Raw genomic sequence first — 21,122 nt, forward strand, 5'->3', positions numbered from 1 at the left:
ACACAAAAATACAGACAAGGACGTCACCATGAACCAATACGTCATCGCCATTGACCAAGGCACCACCAGCTCCCGCGCCATCATCTTTGACCACAGCGGCGCTATCGTGTCCTCGGGCCAGATGGAGCACGAGCAGATCTTCCCGCAGGCGGGCTGGGTGGAGCACAACCCTGCCGAGATCTGGAACAACACCCGCGAGGTGATCGCTTCCGCGCTCTCCAAGGCGAACCTGACCCGGCACGATATCGCCGCCGTCGGAATTACCAATCAGCGCGAGACCGCCGTTGTCTGGGACAAAACCACGGGCGAGGCCGTCTACAACGCAATTGTCTGGCAGGATACCCGCACGCAGGACATTGTGGATGAGCTGTCCAAGGACGGCGGCCCGGAGCGGTTCAAGCAGAAGGTCGGGCTGCCGCTGGCCACGTATTTCTCAGGGACAAAGATCAAGTGGATCCTGGACAACGTTGACGGCGCGCGGGCCAAAGCGGAAGCCGGTGACCTGATCTTCGGCAACACCGACGCGTGGGTCCTCTGGAACCTGACGGGCGGGGTGGACGGCGGTGTGCACGTCACGGACGTCACCAACGCCTCCCGCACGCTTTTCATGGACCTCGATACGCTGACCTGGGACGAGGAGATCCTGGGCATCTTCGGAGTGCCGCTGAGCATGATGCCCGCCATCAAGTCCTCCTCGGAGGTCTACGGCACCGTGCACACCTCCCAGCTGCTGCGCGAAGTTCCCGTGTCCGGGATCCTGGGTGACCAGCAGGCCGCCACGTTCGGGCAGGCGGCGTTCGAGGCCGGTGAGGCCAAGAACACGTACGGCACCGGCTGCTTCCTGATCTTCAATACCGGAGAGGAGATTGTTCACTCGAAAAACGGTCTGCTCACCACTGTCGGGTACAAGCTCGGCGATGCCCCAACGCACTATGCGCTGGAAGGCTCCATCGCGGTCACGGGTTCCCTGATCCAGTGGCTCCGGGACAATTTGGGCATGATCAGCAGCGCGCCGGAGGTGGAAACGCTGGCGGCGGCCGTTGAGGACAACGGCGGCGTCTACATTGTTCCGGCCTTCTCGGGGCTCTTCGCCCCGTACTGGCGTTCGGATGCCCGCGGCGCCATCGTGGGCCTGACCCGGTTCGTCAACAAGAACCACATCGCCCGGGCGGCTCTGGAGGCCACAGCCTTCCAGACCCGCGAGGTGCTGGACGCGGTCAACGCGGATTCCGGCGTTCCGCTCACTGAACTGAAGGTCGACGGCGGCATGGTCGCCAACGACGCGCTGATGCAGTTCCAGGCGGACATCCTGGGCGTTCCGGTGATCCGGCCGAAGGTCGTGGAAACCACCGCACTGGGCGCCGCCTACGCAGCCGGCCTCGCCGTCGGTTTCTGGAAGGACCTCGGCGAACTATCGTCCAACTGGTCCGAGGACAAGCGGTGGGAACCGAAGCTGGACCAGGCCGAGCAGGACCGGCAGCTGCGCCTGTGGAGGAAGGCCGTGACGAAGTCCATGGATTGGGTCGACGAGGACGTCCGCTAGCACTCCGAACCGATCTCCGGACAGCAACGAAGAGGGAGGGTGGCCCGAGGAGTGCCGCCCTCCCTGGTCTTGTGCGGGTCAGGGTCCGTCGAGTTCAGCCGGAGGCGTCTTCGCATAGACGCTTCTGCTGACCGAGTATGCCCGCTCATCCAGTTCCAGCGCCTGGGTGTTGACGGCCGCGAACTGTGCGGCGCCCAGCTTCTTCACTTTCACGAGGTCCATGAATTCCTGGTCGGGACCGCCCACGGCGGTGACTTTCACCAGCCCTGTTCCGGCTGAGTAGAACTTCCGCTGGTGGCCTGCCTCAGGCGGTTCCAGCGGGTTGTATTCATCGATCACCAGTACATCGTCGTAGCAGCCAGTCGGGACGCAGACGTGCTGGTTTTTCTTGAACACTGTCCCGCAGTCAAGGAAGTCAACCCTGGGTGCATAGGCCTGGACATAGTCCGGCGTGCCGGTCCGGGGCCTGGCCTGCATGGCGATGCCGGCCTGCGCCCTGGCAAGCCCGCTGATGAAAGTGCTGGGCGCACCAACGAACGCGCCGTTTTCGTATTCCTCCGGATATTCGCCGAAGAGCCAGACCGTTCCCTTTCCAGTCTGCGCAAAGAAGGCCAGCTCGGATTCCACCAGTTCGCCGTCCGAGTAGTCGCGGTCCCACAGGACACGGGTCTTGACGCCGTCAATTACCTTGGTCAGCCCGGTGACAGTATGGACGACAGTGCGTGTGCTGGTCCCATCGGCAGAGGTCACGGTCCCCGTCGTCGTATACTGCATGCCGGGCTTGAGCGGGAACCATTTGTTATCGATCCGCGGGGAAGCCTGGAAATCCGAACGGTCAAAGTTGATCGCGGACCCGGGCCCGCAGAGTTCCGGGGCCGGCGGTGCGGCACCCGCTGTGGGTGCCGACACCACCGTCAGCGATCCGAAGGCCAGCAGCAACGCGGACCCGCATGCCGTGAACAGATGTGCTCGTAAGGCCATCTCACGTGCCTTTCACACTCGTAGGGATCTGCTAGACCGCAGGCGCGGGTTCCAGCTCGTGTGACCCGTGCCGGCGGCCGCGGCCGCCTTTGGCGAAACGCAGGTACAGCGAGGGGACGATGAACAGGTTGACCAGCGTTGACGTGACCAGTCCGCCAAGAATCACCACCGCCATGGGATGTTCAATCTCATGGCCCGGGATGTTCCCCATCACCACGAGCGGAACCAGGGCAAGGGCAGTAGCCAGTGTGGTCATGAGGATCGGCGACAAGCGCTCTGCAGCCCCCCGAAGCACCAATGCACGTCCGAAGGGCATGCCCTCGTACTGCTCCAGGTGCTGGCAGTGGTTGATGAGCAGGATGCCATTGCGTGCCGCGATCCCCATGAGGGTCAGGAAGCCAACCAGCGATCCCAGTGACAGGATTCCGCCGCTGAGGTGGGCGGCGATCACCCCGCCCACGAGCGCCACCGGTAGGGTCAGGATGGCCAGGGTAGCCAGTCGCCAACTCTTGAAAGCCGCCTGCAGGAGAAGGAAGACGACGATGACCGCGCCAATAGCGTAGAGCAGCAACCGTTGGGATGCGGCCTGGCGTTCGGCGTATTCGCCGAGGACAACCGCGCTGTAGCCGACCGGGAACTGAACAGATTCCATATCGGTCTTGAGCTTCTCCACGACCTTCGCCAGGTCACCTTCCTTGACATTGGCACTGACATCGATGCGCCTGGATCCCTCCGAACGCTCAATGACGTTGGGCGTGGGCTTGACCGAAATCGTGGCGACATCAGCCATCCGGATCTTGACCCCGCTCGGGGTATCGAGGGGAAGGTTCTCAATGTTCGTGACACTCGTCCGGGCCTCCGGCGGGCTCCACACCTGGACGTCGTAGGCCTTCCCGTCCCGGTAAATATCGCCTACCTCTTCGCCGGCAACAAAGGTTGCGGCGGCCCGCCGAACATCGCCCGGCTTCAGTCCGAAGCGGTTGGCCGCCTCCAGGTTCACCTCCACATTGATCTGCGGCACGCTGGCCTGGAGGGCAACCTTCGCGCCGATGGCTCCCTCAATGCCGCCCAGGATGGTCTTGATCTTGTCGGCTTCCTGGCGCAGCGTTGCAAGGTCGTCTCCATATACGCGGACGACGACGGCATAGCCGGTTCCGGTGAGGACCTCACGGATGCGTTCCTTGAGGTACGTCTGCACATCCCGTGTGATTCCGGGGTAACCGTCCACTACCTGCGAGACTGCTGCCAGGGTTTGGTCATAATCCACCCCGGGGTCGACGCTGATCCAGTTCTCGCCAAAGTAGACACCCACCACCTCATCGGCGTTGAACGCCTGTCCCGTATGGGACCCGCAATTGTTGACACCCGGAATGGCAATGAGTTCAGCGCAGGCGAGCTGGCTGACGCGGACTTCTTCGGCGTTGGATGTGCCAGGCTGCGTGAGCCAGTGCATCAGGAAATCGCGCTCCTTGAAAGACGGGAGCAACGATTGGCCCAGCAGCGGCGCCGCCACGATGCCGATGACGCCGACGGCGGCCAGGGTCAGGTAGCCGGGAACAGGCCGGCGAACGATGGGCCGCAGCGCGTTGGCGTACCAACGCTTCAGGACCCTGACCACGGGCGGATCCCGGTCCTCCAGCTTGGCATTTCGCAGGACGATGTATGCCATTGCGGGAGTGACCGTCAGCGCCACGAGCATGGATGCGATCACCGCCAAAGTGTAGGACGTGGCGAGCGGCCGGAAGAACGCGCCCGTGAGCCCGTCCAGGAAGAAGATCGGAACCGTCGCGGCGACGATGATCAGCGTGGCGTAAACGATTGGTCCGCGGACCTCAAGCGACGCGTTGACCACCACCCTGGCGGTGCTTCCGGGCGCTCCGCTGGCCCTGTGGTGCCGGAGACGCCTGACGATATTTTCGACGTCGATGATGGCATCGTCCACCACCACTCCGACGGCAATCACCAACCCCGCAAGCACCATGGTGTTGATCGTGCCGCCGGTCCAATACAACACGAGGGCCGCCGCCACCAGTGACAAGGGGATGGCCAGCACGCTGACCAGGGCCGTCCGCCACTGGAAGAGGAAAACACTCAGCACCAGAATCACCAGCAGGCATCCCAGCAGCAAGGCTACGCTCAGGTTGTCGAGGGATTCCTCAATGAAGGTCGCCGGCCGGAAAATGGCAGTGTCCACAGCGATTCCGGTCAAGCCGGGCTCGAGCTGCTTCATGGCCTCTTCCACCCCGCGCGTCACTTCGAGGGTGTTGCCCCAAGGCAGTTTTTCCACAATCAGCATCAGGCCCGGTCCGCCGTTGATGACGGCGTCACCGATCAGCTGCTGGTGGTCCTCGACCACGTTGGCCACGTCGCCCAGCTGGAGTGGGGGCTGTCCCTCACGATCTTCCAGTGCCACCTTCGCGAGGTCCTCAGGTGTTGTGATGGGCTGGACGTGCCTGATCCCAATTGTCTGGCTGGGTGTGTCCAGGGAACCGCCGGTGCCGATCAGGGCACCGGAGGAATACTGGAGCAGGCCGGCGTCGAGGGCATTGGCGGTGGTGCTCATGACGGTTTCCAGGCTGACCCTGTTTGCTGCCAGCTTGGCCGGGTCAGCCTGGACCTGAAGCATCTGGAGACGTTCACCCCAGATTGCCACGTTTGCCACGCCGGGAACGCGGAGCAGATGGGCCCTGATGTTCCAGTAGGAGATCATTGACATCTCGATCAGGGACCGGGTGTCCGAGGACAGCCCGATCTTCATGACCCGGCTGGTGGAGGACAGGGGCTGCAGCATGACCGGCGGCGCCGCCCAGGTGGGCAGCGTCGGAATAACCGTCGCCATCCGCTCGGACACCAGCTGTCGGGCAGTGAGCAGATCCGTGCCGTTCTCGAATTCCATCACAATCGAGGACAGCTGCGGTACCGACTTGGACCGCATGTGGTGAAGGCCGTCGATGCCGTTGAAGGCTTCTTCCATGGGAACCGAAACGAGTTCTTCCACCTCAGCGGCGGTAAGTCCCAGGCAGGCTGTCTGGACCTCCACTTTCGGCGGCGCGAATTCAGGGAACACGTCCACCGAGGCACTGCTGAGCTGGGCGCCGCCTACCATCAACAGCGCTGCAGCCATCGCAATGATGATCGATCTGAACCTTAGGCTTGCCGCGACTATCCGGCGCATGTCATTTGCCCGTAACGAACTCTGCGCCGAACAACTCTGCCGCGGCTACTGTTACGACAGGCGTTCCAACAGCTGGGCCGGCACTGGCTGTGACCGCCCCCGCTTCGATTTTGGTCACCGTGACGGACTGGCGCTCGTACACCCGTGGCTCGGCGTTGACGTAGACCCAGGTCTTCCCCTGCGCGTCGTACAGCAGCGCTGCGTATGGGAACAGGACGCCTGCGCCCCCCGGACCCGGCTTGACCGTGTCGGTGAGCAGCTCCAGCCGTTCAATGGCCCGCTGGCTCAGCGTGATGCGTGCTATGCCGGTGTCGGCGTTCTTTTCCACCTTGGCAGCCGCTTCAGATGCGGTTTCTGCCATGGCTGAGGGTTGAGCACAGGCGGGCAGTGAAAACAGCAGTGCTGCGCAAGCAGCGGCCGCCACTGGCAGGCGCCGCAGGGTCCTTGTGCTGGTCATGATACTTCCACCTTTTCCGGCATAACAGGGTTGACTGGAATTTCCGATTCGTAGACCTCTGACCACTCTTCCGGCTCGGTGCGGGGACCGAACCAGAGTGCGAGCAGCGGGAGCACAAAGATCCCCACGAGCGTTGTGGTCACGAGCCCGCCGGCTATGATCAGCAGCATGGGCACGATCAGGGCCTGGCCCACCGCGCCGCCGAGGAAGGCGGGCGGTATCAGAACGAGGAACGTCATGAGGGCGGATTTCAGGATCGGCGATATCCGGTCCCGGGCCGCCGTCATGACCAGGTCAGTGCGTGACATCTGTTCGGATTCCCGCCAGAGTTCGTCAACACGCGCGGACAGGAGCGCCGCATTACGTGCAGCGATGGCCACCACGGCCGCAAACGCCGTCAGTGACAGCCAGGACAGGGACTCCGCTCCGATCCATGCGGCGACCGCCGCTCCCGCCATCGCGGCGGGAAGCGTCAGGAAGACGGCGAGGGCAAGCTTCCAGCTCCGCACTGCAGTCTGAAGCAGAAGCAGCACAGCCAGGATGGCCGCGATTCCGAGTCCATGAACCAGGGTGTCTGCGGCCTGCAGCTGGCTGTATTTCATGGGGATCTCGGCGTGGTGTTCGAGCGGGAACTGGATTTGTTGGATGGCCGCCTCGATGTCCCGCTGGATATCTGCCAGCGGGCGTCCGCTGACGTCAGCCACGACGTCGATCCGCCGCGAGGTGGCATCGTGCTGGATAACAACTTCGCTGGGGACCATGCGAACGTCGGCGACCTGGCCCAGTTCGACGTGGCCGCCATTAGGCGTGTCAAGGAGCAGCTCACGGATGCTTGTCAGGTCATCCCGGACGCCAACCGCGCCGCGAACAACCACTTCGAACACCTTCTGCTCCTCAAAGAGGTTCCCGACGACGATGCCCTGCATCAGTGTCGCAGCGGCGCGCCTCGCGTCACCGGGCTTGATGCCGAATTTTTGGGCAGCCTCGAGATTGACCTGGACCTCTACGATCGCGGTCATGGCAGCAGCGTCGATGGTCGGGTTGTTCACACCGTCAATCTTCTGGAGGGCCTGGCGGACCTCTTCTGCCTTTTCACGGAGCACCGGCATTTCCGTGCCGTAGACGCGGACCGCGAATCCCGGCTCCAGGCTGGAGCGCATGTCGCCAACGGTCTGCTGCGAGTAGTTCAGCACGTTGTGCGCGATGCCCGGGTAGCCCTGGACCACGTCCCGAACGGCCCGCTCCGTTTCGCCGAAGTTGGCGTCCCGTGCGATCGACACCCACAGCTCAGCAGAGCTGTTGCCAACCACCTGATCCGCAGAGATGGCGCGTCCCACGTGACCGCCGACGCCCGAAACCCCCGGGAGGGCCCTGAGTTCATCGGATGCCAGGGCAGCGATCCGCCGGACCTCGTCATTGGACGTCCCGGCCATGGTGTCCCACTGCACCAACAGGGTCCGGTCGGGCATAGTGGGAACGAGCGGCCGGTTTCCTGCCAGTTGTGAGCCGGCGGCGATGCCCAGGATCCCCACGACCGCGACGGCCACAACCACAAGCGCCTTCCTGGAGTTGACCCCGCCCAGGGCGCGGTCGTAGTACGCCTTCACACGCCCCATTGCGGGACGTTCCTTGCCCGTGGCTGTCTTCGCCGGAAGCAGGAAATGGGCCAACACGGGCGTCACGGACAAGCCCACACCCAGGGCGGCGGCCAGCGTCAGCGCCAACGACCAGAACAGCGGCGAAAGAAACGAGCCGCCTACTCCAGTCACGAAGAGGGTCGGAACGAGGACAACCACCATCATCAGCGATGCGTGGAACAGTGGTGTGCGGACTCCGCGGACGATGTGGCTGCGGCGCGACGCCGGGGTAGCCTCGGCGTCCGTCGCCCCGCTGACGGCGCGCTGTCGTCGGTGGGCCTGGACGTCTTCCACGATGTCGCCCACGATCACGGACGTGCCGAGCAGAATTCCCATCAGGACGGTGATGTTAAGTGTTGCATTTTGGGCGAACAGCACCACCGCCGCCGTCGTGACGGTAGTGGAGATGGCCACGAGTGCGATCACGGCGACCCGCCAGGACCGGAACAGCAGCCAAAACAGTGCTACCGCAATCAGCAGGCTGATCAGGAGCGCCAGAGCGAGGCTGTTGACGGAGTCCTGAACACCGGTCGCAGGCCTGAAGACAGAGGTGTCGATCTGGACGCCTGTGAGGCCCGGCTCCATGTCCTTGAGGGCCGCCTCAACACTGCGGGTGACCTCCAGGGCGCTGATGCCGGGGAACTTCTCGATCACCAGCATCAGGCCGGCGTCCGCCCCAACGGCGTCACCGATCAGCGGCTGGTGGTCTTCCTTGACCTGGGCAATGTCGCCCAGGAGCAACTGCGGGTCCGTGTCCTCCACGCTGACTTTGGCCAGGTCGGCCGGCGTGCGGATGGGAAGGACGTGCTGGATGCCAAGGCGCTGATTGGGCGACTCCACGAAACCGCCGGTCCCGGGCGTCGAAGCCTCCAGGAAGCTCAGCGGCGAAACCCAGACCGCGTTGCCTGTGGTCTTAATTAGCTGCTCAAGCGTAATGCCTTTGTCGCGCAGCTGCGTCGGAGTGACCTCAACCTGCAGCTGCTGTTCGCGCTGGCCCCAGATGGACACGTTTGCCACGCCCGGGATACCGATCAGCCGCGGCTTGATTTTCCATCTGGCCAGGACCGACATCTCAATGCCGGAGAGCTCCTTGGAATTCATCCTGACCATCAGCACGCGGCTGGTGGAGGACATGGGCTGCATGATCAGCGGCGGCGATGAAACGTTAGGCAGTGCGTGCGCCTGCGTCATCCGTTCCGCGACCAACTGGCGGGCGCGCAGCAGGTCCGTGCCAGGCTCGAAGACCAGTTCGATGGACGACAGCCCCGGGACGGATTTCGAGCGGATCTCGTCCAGCCAGGCCACGCCGTTGAGGAGGTCTGCTTCCATCGGTGCGGTAATAAGCTGCTCAACTTCAACAGCGGAGAGCCCTAGGGCCTCAGTTTGGATCTCTACCTGTGCGGGGGCGAACTCCGGCATGGTGTCCACGGCCATATGTGGGACGTTCACGATGCCAAAAGTAATAAGGCCCGCCGCCAGGGCGAGAACCAAGATTCGGAACTGCATGCTGAACCGGGTAACCCAGCCAAACACGACTAGTCCCTCGCTAGTTCTTCGTAGGGGTGAAGTGCGGATTCTTTAGTCCATCACAACGTTGTGCGGGACTTAAACGCCAAGAATACATGTCAGGCTCCTCGACCTGAGACCGTCTAGTTTCCCCACAGACTTGACAATACTGTGGACCGATTGCGCTGGGTTGGCAAGGGTAGAAACTACCCTGTTGAGCCACTCTGTTTCAGGGTTCTCTTTGGCGAAGAGATCCGGGCTACCTAATGGGCCTCGCGGCACTGTCCACTTCGACGGTGCCAGGCCGGGCCACGCGCCCCTGCGTCCGGCCCGGCCTGGCGATTCCTCAGCCTGGGCCTGCCCACCTGCAGCGCGTAGGCTAAAGTAGTCCTATGCGTGCGATCCTTCTGCTTAGCTAGCCGCCCGGTGTCCGGAATCTACCGGAATGCCGCGCGGCTGCCCCTCCATGGAGAGGGGCTTTTGTGTGTCCGGGCAAGTTTGGCGGGCCGGCAGCAGAGGGGATCAGACCGTTGTGGCAGCACCGATGCCACCACAGAACAGAAGAGGGCAGCAGTGAGCGTTCAGCCGGAGACAGAGACCGGAACAGCAGCAGTGGCGGCGGAAACACCCGAAGAGGGTGCCTACAGCTTCGCGGCGATGGAGGCCAAGTGGCCGCAGGTGTGGGAAGACCTTAAAGTTTTCACACCGGTGGATGATGGTTCCCGCGAGCGCCGCTACGTGCTGGACATGTTCCCGTACCCCTCGGGCGACCTGCACATGGGCCACGCCGAGGCCTTTGCCATGGGCGACGTTGTGGCCCGCTACCTGCGGCAAAAGGGCTTCGACGTCCTGCACCCGATCGGCTGGGACTCCTTCGGGCTGCCGGCGGAAAACGCCGCCATCAAGCGCAACGCGCACCCAAGCGAGTGGACGTACGCCAACATCGACACCCAGGCGGCGTCGTTCAAGCGCTACGCGATCTCCGCGGACTGGTCCCGGCGGGTCCACACCTCGGACCCCGAGTACTACCGCTGGACTCAGTGGCTGTTCAAGCGCTTCTACGAGAAGGGCCTGGCTTACCGCAAGGACTCCCCGGTCAACTGGTGCCCCAAGGACCAGACCGTCCTGGCCAACGAACAGGTGGTCAACGGTGCCTGCGAACGCTGCGGCACGCCCGTCACCAAGAAGTCCCTGAACCAGTGGTATTTCAAGATCACCGAGTACGCTGACCGGCTGCTCGATGACATGGACGAGCTGCGGGGCCACTGGCCCGAGCGTGTGCTGGCGATGCAGAGGAACTGGATCGGCCGCTCCGAAGGTGCCCACGTCAACTTTGTGATCGAAGCGGAAGGCGGCAAGCCCGCGAAGGACGTCACCGTCTTCACCACGCGCCCGGACACCCTGTACGGTGCCACGTTCTTCGTTGTGGCCGCCGACGCGCCGATCGCCGTCGAACTCGTCACCGGGGAGCACGCCGCGGCCTTGGACGCCTACCGCGAACAGGTCAAGGCACTCACCGAGATCGAACGCCAGTCCACCGAACGCGAAAAGACCGGTGTCTTTACCGGCCGCTACGCCGTCAATCCGCTGAACGGCGAAAAACTTCCGGTCTGGGCCGCTGACTACGTCCTGGCCGACTACGGCACCGGCGCCATCATGGCCGTCCCCGCCCATGACCAGCGCGACCTCGACTTCGCCAAAACGTTCGACCTGCCCGTCCGCGCGGTGCTGGATACCGGTGAAGAGGATCCCTCTGTCTCCGGCAAGGCCACCTCGGGCGAGGGTACACTCATCAACTCGGGTGTCCTCGATGGGCTGCCGAAGGCAGAGGCCATCCCGGCTGCCATCGGCATCCTCGAAAAGCAGGGCACCGGCGAGAAGTTCGTCAACTTCCGCTTGCGTGACTGGCTGCTGAGCCGCCAGCGGTTCTGGGGCACTCCCATCCCGATCATCCACTGCCCGGCCTGCGGCGAGGTTCCTGTTCCCGACGAGCAGCTGCCGGTCAGGCTGCCGGCTGACCTGCGCGGCGAGGACCTCTCGCCGAAGGGCACGTCGCCCCTGGCTGCGGCCGAGGCCTGGGTCAACGTTGAGTGCCCCAACTGCCACGGGCCCGCTAAGCGCGATACCGACACCATGGACACGTTTGTGGACTCGTCCTGGTACTTCCTGCGGTTTGTCTCGCCGCAGTACACCGAGGGCCCCTTCGACCCGGCAAAGATCAACGAGTGGATGCCGGTCGGCCAGTATGTGGGCGGCGTGGAGCACGCCATCCTGCACCTGCTGTACGCCCGGTTCTTCACGAAGGTCATCCACGACCTCGGCATGATCGACGCCGACGAGCCCTTCAGTGCGCTGCTGAACCAGGGCCAGGTCCTCAACGGGGGCAAGGCCATGAGCAAGTCGCTGGGCAACGGCGTAGACCTCAGCGAACAGCTGGACAAATACGGCGTGGATGCCGTGCGCCTGACCATGATCTTCGCCTCCCCGCCGGAGGACGACGTCGACTGGGCGGACGTTTCGCCGTCGGGCTCCGCAAAGTTCCTGGCCCGTGCCTGGCGCCTGGCCCAGGACGTCGCCAGCGAGCCCGGTGCCGATGTGACCGCCGGTGACCGCGCGCTGCGTTCCGTCACGCACCGCACCATCGCCGACGCTGCCGCACTGCTGGACACGAACAAGTTCAATGTGGTGGTGGCCAAGCTGATGGAGCTGGTCAACGCAACACGCAAGACCATAGACGCGGGCGCCGGCGGGGCGGATCCCGCCGTCCGCGAGGCGGCGGAAGCCGTTGCCGTCATCCTGAGCCTCTTCGCGCCGTACACCGCGGAGGACATGTGGAACGTCCTGGGTCACCCGGCGTCCGTGGCGAACGCCGGCTGGCCGATGCACGACGAAGCGCTGCTGGTCCAGGAGACCGTCACCGCGGTGGTCCAGGTCCAGGGCAAGGTCCGTGACCGCCTTGAAGTCTCCCCGGGGATCGGCGAGGACGCACTGCGGGAACTGGCGCTGGCCAGCGAAAACGTCCGGCGCGCGCTCGACGGCCGCGGCATCCGCACGGTGATCGTGCGAGCGCCTAAACTGGTCAACATCGTCCCGGCCTAGCCCGGGACACCGGCCGCCGGTCCCAACCGGCGGCCGGCCCTAGACCAGGAGGCGCTCTTGCCCGATCGTGACGCCGCCGCGTGGCACTGGCTTCGGGAGCGTCTGGCTGCCCTCCGTCCCGCACCGCGCGCCGGTGTGCCAGTACCCTCCACCCTGCCCGCCGTCGTCGTCCGTACCGCGGTGGTGACCGATTCTGCCTCGGCACTGCCGGCCGATTGGGTGCATGCCTGTTCAGGTGACGGACGCCTGACTGTCATCCCGATGCCTGTTATGGTGGGCGCGGAAATCTACGGTGAGGGCGAAGACGACATCACCGAAACCATTGCCCTGGCACTCGCCAGTGGAACGTCGGTCAAGACGTCCCGCCCGTCACCGGGACAGTTTGAACAAGCCTTCCTGGCCGCCGAACGGCTGGGCTACGAGGGCGTGGTCTCCATCCACATTTCCGGCGGCTTGTCCGGAACGGCGGACGCGGCGCGGCTCGCGGCCACCCGGGTGAGCATCCCCGTTGAAGTCCTCGACTCTTGCACCGTGGGCATGGCACTGGGCATGGGCGTGCAGGCCGCGGTGGCAGCCGCCGCGGCAGGCAGCGACACCACAGCCGTAGCCGCCGCGGCGGCGGCGCAGTTCGCGAGGACCAAGGTCTATTTCTACGTGCCCAGCCTGGAACAGCTCCGCAGGGGCGGGCGGATCGGCGCGGCCGCCTCGCTGCTGGGGACCATGTTCGCCATCAAACCCATCCTGGCCGTCGACGACGGCAAGATCGTGCCGCTGGAAAAGGTCAGATCAGCAGCCAAAGCTGTTGCCCGCCTCGAGGAACTGGCCGCCGCGGACGCCGCATCGCGCCCCCACGGCCAGGCCCGCCTCGCCGTCCACCACTTCGGGAATCCGGTCGAGGCAGAAGCGCTGGCAGCCAGGCTGTCCGCCGCCTTGCCAAGCTGTCCGCCGGCCCAGATCAGCTCCCTGCCCGCCGTCCTGGCAGCTCACGCCGGGCTCGGCGTACTCGCGGTGATCGTGGGGGAGAGCGGCCCAACTGTGCGGAACTCGGAGCCGGAGCTCCCCGCAGTTTCCACCTAGCGGTTTCCACATAGGTGCGTTTCCCGGCTGTCATTTTCCCAAGACGGCATCCGGGGGCTGCGGTGTGGTGATCGGGTCTGCATGCCGGTGCACGAGTGCCCAGTCGTCGCCTTCGAGGCGATAGATGCTCGTAACCCGTAGCTCAAATGCTGATATTTTGTCGGCTCCTCCCACCTTGGCCTGCCAGTGTTCTATGTCCAGGAAGCAGGCGAGATCGGTTGTGACGTGCTTGGTGAGGGCATCAAGAGCCGTGACGCGTCCAGATTTGAATCGTGCCGCCGCTGAATCGAGGGCCCCTGATACTCGCTCCCAGCCGACCACCGGCGGGCCCCAGGGATTAGCAAGGGAGACATCTCTGCTGTGGGAGAAAATGGCCTTGACGGGTTCCGGGTTGCCTTTAGCAAACTGATTTAGCGCCTGATGAAACTGGTCGATGACCTCGTCAAGCTGCATTGTCCCACCAACTAACTCATAGGGCTTGTACGGTAAGCGAATCGTAGCGGCTTCGTGCCCGCCGGTCACTGGTCTCCTGAATCTTCCAGCGGGGGGTGGCTCGAGTCCCGAAGCTGGACCTTCCCGGCGGTTTTTGCGCCTAGCGGTTTCCACATAGGGCAGGCCCGGCCTGTCACCGGCGGCGTTGTATCCCTAGCGTTGGGAGCATGTCACGCCGGGACGCTGGAGCAGCACGCCAGGGGGCGCGGCATGCCCGGGACCGGCTGCAGTCCACGCTCGCAGCCGCCCCGGGGCTTCTGCTCACCGACGGCGAAAAGGTGTTTGAGTACGACGGCGGTACCCACCTACCCGGTGACGACGCCGCTTCGGGGGCCGCTGATGAGTCCGCTGCCGGAACAGGCCGGACAGGACCGGCGCTGAGATGGCGGGTGGGCCTGCGGGTCGCCCTGTTCATTGCCGCGTTCGCGGTGCTGGGCAGCGTCTGGTTCTGGGCACAAGTAGCCGCCGGTCAGCCAGACGTCAGGCCACTCAGTGACATCTCCGCTCAGGGCAGCATGCCTGCTCGGGAAGGAACCGAAGGCCCGGAGCCGCACGGCGCCGGGCCACCTGGCCTGGTGTCGGAAAGTCCACAGGCCGGCACCGTTATCGTCCACGTGGCCGGGGCTGTCGCCGTGCCCGGGGTTGTGCAGTTGCCCGCGGGCAGCCGGGTTCACCAGGCAGTCGCCGCTGCAGGCGGCAGCACACCCGCCGCCGACCTGAACCGCCTTAATCTTGCTGCCGTGCTGGCGGACGGTCAGAAGCTCTACGTTCCCCAGCCCGGCGAAGAAGTCCCCGCCGGTTCGTCCGGCATGTCCGGGGAAGCGGGGGAGGGGACCGGCGGTGGTGGGACCGTTTCAGCAGGAGAAAAGGTCAACCTCAATACAGCCAGCGTCGAAGAGCTGGACGCCCTGCCGAAGGTTGGGCCCGTACTGGCTCAGCGGATCGTGGAGTGGCGCAAGGAACACGGCTCCTTCACAACGGTCGAGGAGCTCGACGCCGTGGATGGCGTGGGTCCCAAGATGCTCGCAGCACTCCTTCCCCTGGTAGGCATCTGAGGTGGCTACTCGCAGCCCGTGGAGCCGTTTTGTTGACTCAGCTGTGCAGGGCCAGAGGGCTCCAGCAACATTCCCGGCCTCCGTGGAGACGCCCGCCGTAGTCCAGGCCGCGGGGCTGAGTGTCCGCAGGCTGAGTGCACGCGTCGGGACGAAACTCCGGGGCCAGGAGCCATCGAGTTCACCTACGGATGCGCCGCGCCGGCGCACCGACGTCAGGCTGGCATTGCCTGCATTCCTCGTCTGGGGTGCCGCCGTCGCCGGCGTCTGGCTTGCCCCTGTGGCGCTGGTGGGGCTCTGCTGCGGCTTAGTGCTGTTTGCCACCTGCCTGTTGATCCGGGCCTCTCGCGGCAGGGGGCTGGTGGCAGGCCGGCGGAGCTTTCCGATGACGCTCGCGGTTGCCTTGCTGCTGGCCGCCACCGCCGCTGCCCATTCGGCTGTCTCGTCGTCCCAACGCCACGACGGGCCGTTTGCCGAAGCAGTCGCCGCCGGCCACTCTGTGGTGGCCATCCTGGAGGTCACCGGATCCCCGCGCGCCATGACCGTCCCGGGTACATCGGGGCCGCCCGAACGCTGGTCGGTCACGGCGCAGACGGAGGAGGTCACCGTCAGCAGCCGGGTCATCCGCACCCGTGCCCCGGTGGTGGTCATGGGCGGCAAGGGGTGGGGAGATGTGGTGCCCGGGCAGGTGGTCCGGACGGCCGGCAAGCTGAAGCCCCCGGACGCAGGCCAGCAGGAAACCGCTGTCCTGTCAGCCTCCCTGCCACCCCGTGCCGGCTCCGGGAACGGCAGCAGCGCCGGGGTCGATGATGCCGACGCCCCGGGCTGGCAGCTGGTCGCGAAGGACCTGCGCGTCCGGTATGTCTCCGCTGCGTCCTTCCTTGCCGCCGATCCGGCGGGCCTCCTCCCGGGCATGGTCACCGGAGATACCAGCGCCCTGGACGAAGGGCTCAATGCGGCGATGAAGACGGTGGGCATGACCCACCTGACCGCGGTCAGCGGAGCCAACTGCAGCCTGGTCCTGGGTGCCCTGCTGATCGCTGCACGCAGCCTCCGCCTGCCCCGGCTCCCCGCGGCAGGACTGGCGCTGACCGGCCTGGCAATGTTTGTGGTGCTCGTCGGCCCGGATGCCAGCGTCCTGCGAGCCGCGCTGATGGGTTCAATCGCCGTGGCATCGCTGGCAGGCGGCCGGACGGGCCGCGGACTCAGTTTCCTCTGCCTCGCCGTAATGGGCCTGCTCCTGATCGACCCCGGCCTCGGTACCAGCTTTGGGTTCCTCTTGTCGGTACTCGCGACCCTGGGCATCATCATCCTGGGCCGTCGGATGATCGACTGGACCCCGGCAGTGATTCCACGCTGGGCAGCCGCCGCCTGGGCCGTTCCGCTCTCCGCGCAGCTGCTCTGCGGCCCGGTGATTGTGCTCCTGCAGCCCCAGTTCTCCACGTACTCGCTGCTGGCAAACCTGATGGCAGCCCCGCTGGTAGCACCGGTGACATTGCTGGGAACGGCAGCGGTCCCGCTGGTGGTTGCCGCACCGTGGCTGGCCACCGTCCTGATCGCCGTGGCGGGCACTTTCAGCGCCGGAGTGGCAGGAACCGCACGGATCACGGCAGGATTGCCGGGGGCTGCGCCGCCCTGGCCCGAGGGCCCATTCGGACTCCTGACCATGGTACTGCTCTCCTTGCTGACCTTTGCCGGGGTGTGGCTTGCCGTCCGGCCGCGCCAGGTGTTCCGGGGGGTCCTGGCCCTGCACGCACGGACGGAATCGGTGTTGGACCTCCTGGAACGGCAGCTGGGGGCCACGGTCTCCCGTCGCTGGCAGGACCAACGCGGAACGGACCAACGCGGCCCGGACGGGCGCGGGCCAGGCCAGCGTGGCCCCCGCTTGGTGGCGGCGGCCCACCGTGGCAGGCTTAGACACTGCACCAGAATTTCCGGGAGGAATCCACCATGGCCGCAGCCCAGACCCCCACACGTACCAAGACTCCGGCGTCCAACACGGTCACCTGGAGGGACGTGACGCCTGCCGAAATCGTCCTGGTGGGCGGACCGGAGGAATACCTCGGCATCCGTGCCATGGACCATGTCCGCGCCCAGGTGCGGACGGCGTTTCCCGACGTGGAAGTCAGCCGTATCATGGCCGGAACGTACGAAGCCGGGACCCTCGCCATGCAAGTCAGCCCGTCACTCTTCGGTGAGCGCAAACTGATCGAAGTCGAAGGCGTTGAAGGCATGAATGATGCCTTCCTGGCCGACGCACTGACCTACCTGGCCCGCCCTGAGCCGGACGCGGTGCTGGTCCTGCGCCACGCCGGGGGAGTCCGCGGCAAAAAGCTCCTCGATGCCGTCAAGGCCGGCGGTTGGCCGGTAGTTGACTGCCAGCCCCTGAAGAAGGATGCAGACAAGGCCACCTTCGTGGCAACGGAATTCAGGCTCGCCGGACGCAAGATCAGCTCGGACGCCGTGCAGACGCTGGTTAATGCCGTCGGCGCCAACCTTTCGGAGCTCGCGGCGGCGTGCAGCCAGCTGATCGCGGATGCCACCGGAGCAGTGACCCCGGAGTTGGTGGACCGCTACTACGGCGGCCGGATCGAGGCCACGGCCTTCAAGGTCGCGGACGCTGCCATGGCCGGAAACGGTCCAGTGGCGCTGTCCACCCTTCGCCACGCGCTGGCCACCGGGGCTGATCCGGTTCCGCTGGTGGCGGCGTTGGCAGCCAAGCTGCGGACGGTGGCCAAAGTTGCCGGCGCCCAGGGATCCCCGGCGCAGATCGCCCGGGAACTGGGCATGCAGCCTTGGCTCGTGGAGCAGGCCCAGCGCGATGTGCGCCGCTGGACCCCGGAGGGCCTGGTCCGCTCCATCCAGGCCACCGCCGAGGCCGACGCCCAGGTCAAGGGCCTTTCGCGTGATCCCGTCTATGCCGTTGAACATGCGGTGACTGTCATCGCAACCTCTGTGCGCGGGCACTGACGTCAGCTTTTTGCGGCTGCGTCAGTTACCGCTGACGTCGCGCCGCTGGCGGCTTAAAGATGTGTGGCCGGCACCCATCGGGTGCCGGCCACAATCATCAGTTCAGGTGAACTGGAAACCTTACAGCGCGTTGACCCTCTTGGAGATGGCCGACTTGCGGTTTGCTGCGTTGTTCTTGTGCAGAACACCCTTGCTGACGGCCTTGTCCAGCTTACGGCCGGCAACAAGCAGGGCAGCAGCAGCTGCATCCTTGTCGGTGGACTCAACGGCGGTGTTGACAGCGCGGATGGCCGTCTTCAGCTCAGACTTGACTGCGTTGTTGCGCAGGCGGGCCTTCTCGTTGGTAAGGATGCGCTTCTTCTGGGACTTGATATTAGCCACGTGTGAACTCTCTTTTTAATGCGGAAATGGTCTAGAGGGCTTTCAGATTGGCCATTGACTGAGCGGCGTGGGGATACCTATGGCGACCAACCATGAGTGGCCGTCGACCTGCACGGACACACAGCTATAAAGAATAGCAGAACCCCCGGAAGCTGGCCATTTGGCGGGCTATTTCCAGCCGTGTCGCCGCCGGATGCCTGCAGCCACCAGATCGAAGCGTTTCCGGTCCAGAACAGCACCTTCGCGCCGGATGGCATCCGGGCTGATCTGCAGGATCCGCCCCAGGTTCGCCTCGCTGGGCCGTTGCTGGCGGTCCCAATTGCCAGTCCCGATGTCCGCGTAGTCTCCGGATCCGTTCCCGGCATGGTCGTGATCCTTGCTGGTGAGCATCACCCCCAGCAGGTAACGTCCGCTCTTGCCCACCAGCAGAACAGGACGGTCCTTGCCCCGGCTGTGGTCCTCCTCATACGGCACCCAGGTCCACACAATCTCGCCGGGGTCGGGACTGCCGTCGGGGTGCGGGGCGTACCGGATGGACGCCGCGCCGGCAAAGTCGCCGGGATACACGCCGTGCGGGGCCGGCCTCACCGGCGCCGCACGGCGGGCCGGTCCAGGCGCGTGCTGTCCGGCTGATCGGGTTGCCCCGGTACGGAACTTCTGCAGTACCCTGACGGACGTCCGGACAGCGTTGGCCAAGGAGCGGAGGTTGATAGGCATGGGCCAAGACTATCGCCGGGCCACCGTGCCGGGTTTGACCTGAATGCAATACGATGCGCCCGGACGTGGGAGACTGGAGGTTCCAAATGTGCGGTCCAGCCGCAGGGTGCCTCCGGTGCGTCCTGGCGGGCGTCGCACGAATGTCAACAGTAAGGACCCTGCGTGTCTCCCATGGCCCGCACCGCCCCGGTGCCCGCCGCGACTGATCCGGCCATCATTCGGAATTTCTGCATCATCGCGCACATTGACCACGGTAAATCCACCCTGGCTGACCGCATGCTGCAGTTCACCGGGGTGGTTAAGTCCCGCGATATGAAGGCCCAGTACCTGGACCGCATGGACATTGAGCGCGAACGCGGCATCACCATCAAGTCCCAGGCGGTCCGCATGCCCTGGGAACTCGACGGGACCAGCTACGCGCTGAACATGATCGACACCCCTGGCCACGTGGACTTCACCTACGAAGTGTCCCGTTCGCTGGCCGCCTGCGAAGGCGCAGTGCTGCTCGTTGACGCGGCCCAGGGCATTGAGGCCCAGACCCTCGCGAACCTGTACCTGGCGATGGAAAACAACCTCACCATCATCCCGGTACTGAACAAGATCGACCTCCCGGCAGCCCAGCCGGAGAAGTACGCGGCCGAACTGGCCAGCCTGATCGGCGGCGACCCCGACGACGTGCTCCGCGTCTCCGGCAAGACCGGCATGGGCGTCGAAGTCCTGCTGGACAAGATCGTCCGCGATCTGCCGGCCCCGGTGGGGGACCCGAACGCCCCCGCGCGCGCCATGATCTTCGACTCGGTCTACGACACGTACCGCGGTGTGGTTACCTACGTCCGTGTGGTTGACGGCATGCTCCACCCCCGTGAACGCATCCAGATGATGTCCACCCGGGCCACCCACGAACTCCTCGAGATCGGGGTGAGCTCCCCGGAGCCCACCCCCTCCAAGGGTCTCGGCGTTGGCGAAGTGGGCTACCTCATCACCGGTGTGAAGGACGTCCGCCTGTCCAAGGTCGGCGACACCGTCACTAACCTCGCCAAGCCTGCCACGGAGTCCCTTCCCGGCTATGCCGATGCCAAACCGATGGTCTTCTCCGGCCTGTATCCGCTGGACGGCACGGACTACCCGGTGCTCCGCGATGCGCTGGAGAAACTGATGCTCAATGACGCCGCTCTGGTGTACGAGCCCGAAACGTCGGCCGCGCTTGGCTTCGGCTTCCGCGTCGGTTTCCTCGGCCTGCTCCACCTGGAAATCACCAGGGAGCGCCTCGAACGCGAATACAATCTCGACCTGATCTCCACCGCCCCCAACGTGGAGTATGAAGTGACGCTGGAGGACAAGAGGGTGGTCCATGTGACCAACCCCAGCGAATACCCCTCCGGCAAGATAGCAGAGGTCCGCGAGCCGATGGTGGCTGCCACCATCCTGGCGCCGAACGAGTTTGTGGGCGCCATTATGGAGCTCTGCCAGAGCCGCCGCGGCGTTATTGGCGGCATGGACTACCTGTCGGAGGACAGGGTCGAAATCCGCTACCGGCTGCCACTCGCTGAGATCGTGTTCGATTTCTTTGACATCCTCAAATCCAAGACCCGGGGCTACGGTTCGCTGGACTGGAAGGCCGACGGCGAGCAGGTGGCCGACCTGGTCAAGGTGGACATCATGCTCCAGGGCGAACAGGTGGATGCCTTCTCCGCCATCACGCATCGCGAGAAGGCCTATGCCTACGGTGTGATGATGACCGGCAAACTGCGCGAGCTCATTCCCCGCCAGCAGTTCGAGGTGCCCATCCAGGCTGCCATCGGCTCCAGGATCATCGCCCGGGAAAGCATCCGCGCCATCCGCAAGGACGTTCTGGCCAAGTGCTACGGCGGCGACATTTCCCGTAAGCGCAAGCTGCTGGAGAAGCAGAAGGAAGGCAAAAAGCGCATGAAGATGGTGGGCCGCGTTGAGGTCCCCCAGGAAGCCTTCATCGCTGCGCTGACCACCGACGAATCCAAGGACAAGGCCAAGAAGTAGTGATCACAGTGGCCGGCAG

14 protein-coding genes are annotated in these 21,122 nt (G+C 64.9%); 7 read left to right on the forward strand and 7 right to left on the reverse strand.

From position 1 onward, the window contains the following. The first annotated feature begins 28 nt into the window (after positions 1-28). Positions 29-1,543 (forward strand): glycerol kinase GlpK, encoded by a 1,515-nt coding sequence (glpK, locus tag NFC73_RS16495; protein ID WP_056340187.1) that lies wholly within the window; start codon positions 29-31, stop codon positions 1,541-1,543. A gap of 78 nt (positions 1,544-1,621) precedes the next feature. Here glpK and NFC73_RS16500 read toward each other — a convergent pair whose 3' ends face one another. From NFC73_RS16500 to NFC73_RS16515, 4 genes are all read right to left on the reverse strand, one after another. Then, on the reverse strand, positions 1,622-2,524 hold the full coding sequence (locus NFC73_RS16500; protein ID WP_254751903.1) for a hypothetical protein: 903 nt from the start codon (positions 2,522-2,524) through the stop codon (positions 1,622-1,624). Between the two features lie 31 nt (positions 2,525-2,555). Continuing rightward, complete coding sequence (locus tag NFC73_RS16505) at positions 2,556-5,699, reverse strand: efflux RND transporter permease subunit (protein WP_256549011.1); 3,144 nt, start codon at positions 5,697-5,699, stop codon at positions 2,556-2,558. 1 nt (position 5,700) lies between these two features. After that, positions 5,701-6,060 carry a hypothetical protein gene (locus NFC73_RS16510; RefSeq protein WP_254751909.1) on the reverse strand — a complete coding sequence of 120 codons (360 nt, stop codon included), beginning with the start codon at positions 6,058-6,060 and terminating at the stop codon, positions 5,701-5,703. Between the two features lie 92 nt (positions 6,061-6,152). Then, entirely contained in the window at positions 6,153-9,299 is a 3,147-nt protein-coding gene (locus NFC73_RS16515) for an efflux RND transporter permease subunit (protein WP_254751911.1), read from the reverse strand. A gap of 573 nt (positions 9,300-9,872) precedes the next feature. On the opposite strand from NFC73_RS16515, the gene leuS reads away from it, so the two are divergent. Beyond that, positions 9,873-12,398, forward strand: coding sequence for a leucine--tRNA ligase (gene leuS / locus NFC73_RS16520; protein WP_254751914.1), 2,526 nt, complete (start codon positions 9,873-9,875; stop codon positions 12,396-12,398). 57 nt (positions 12,399-12,455) lie between these two features. Further along, entirely contained in the window at positions 12,456-13,475 is a 1,020-nt protein-coding gene (locus NFC73_RS16525) for a DegV family protein (protein WP_254751916.1), read from the forward strand. Between the two features lie 30 nt (positions 13,476-13,505). Here NFC73_RS16525 and NFC73_RS16530 read toward each other — a convergent pair whose 3' ends face one another. Next, positions 13,506-13,928 (reverse strand): YybH family protein, encoded by a 423-nt coding sequence (locus tag NFC73_RS16530; protein WP_254751918.1) that lies wholly within the window; start codon positions 13,926-13,928, stop codon positions 13,506-13,508. Between the two features lie 206 nt (positions 13,929-14,134). Between NFC73_RS16530 and NFC73_RS16535 the strand changes: the two genes are divergently transcribed. The 3 genes from NFC73_RS16535 to holA are packed head-to-tail and all read left to right on the forward strand — an operon-like array spanning position 14,135 to position 17,989. Beyond that, a complete protein-coding gene (locus NFC73_RS16535; RefSeq protein ID WP_254751920.1) occupies positions 14,135-15,022 on the forward strand; it encodes a ComEA family DNA-binding protein in 888 nt (295 codons plus the stop codon). A gap of 1 nt (position 15,023) precedes the next feature. Then, the gene (locus NFC73_RS16540; RefSeq protein WP_254751922.1) at positions 15,024-17,039 is read left to right on the forward strand and encodes a ComEC/Rec2 family competence protein; all 2,016 of its coding nucleotides are present in this window, start codon (positions 15,024-15,026) and stop codon (positions 17,037-17,039) included. After that, positions 16,970-17,989 carry a DNA polymerase III subunit delta gene (gene holA / locus NFC73_RS16545; RefSeq protein ID WP_254751924.1) on the forward strand — a complete coding sequence of 340 codons (1,020 nt, stop codon included), beginning with the start codon at positions 16,970-16,972 and terminating at the stop codon, positions 17,987-17,989. The genes NFC73_RS16540 and holA overlap by 70 nt, the downstream gene beginning before the upstream one ends. Before the next feature lie 120 nt (positions 17,990-18,109). On the opposite strand, the gene rpsT is transcribed toward holA, so the two are convergent. Together rpsT and NFC73_RS16555 are read right to left on the reverse strand one after the other, a co-directional pair. Further along, positions 18,110-18,370 carry a 30S ribosomal protein S20 gene (gene rpsT, locus NFC73_RS16550; protein ID WP_254751926.1) on the reverse strand — a complete coding sequence of 87 codons (261 nt, stop codon included), beginning with the start codon at positions 18,368-18,370 and terminating at the stop codon, positions 18,110-18,112. Between the two features lie 168 nt (positions 18,371-18,538). Beyond that, entirely contained in the window at positions 18,539-19,087 is a 549-nt protein-coding gene (locus NFC73_RS16555) for a type II toxin-antitoxin system PemK/MazF family toxin (protein WP_254751928.1), read from the reverse strand. Positions 19,088-19,249: 162 nt separating this feature from the next. On the opposite strand from NFC73_RS16555, the gene lepA reads away from it, so the two are divergent. Next, on the forward strand, positions 19,250-21,103 hold the full coding sequence (gene lepA, locus NFC73_RS16560; protein WP_254751930.1) for a translation elongation factor 4: 1,854 nt from the start codon (positions 19,250-19,252) through the stop codon (positions 21,101-21,103). The last annotated feature ends 19 nt before the right edge of the window (positions 21,104-21,122 follow it).

It is taken from the genome of Pseudarthrobacter humi, assembly GCF_024294965.1.
GTDB classification, from domain to species: domain Bacteria; phylum Actinomycetota; class Actinomycetes; order Actinomycetales; family Micrococcaceae; genus Arthrobacter; species Arthrobacter humi.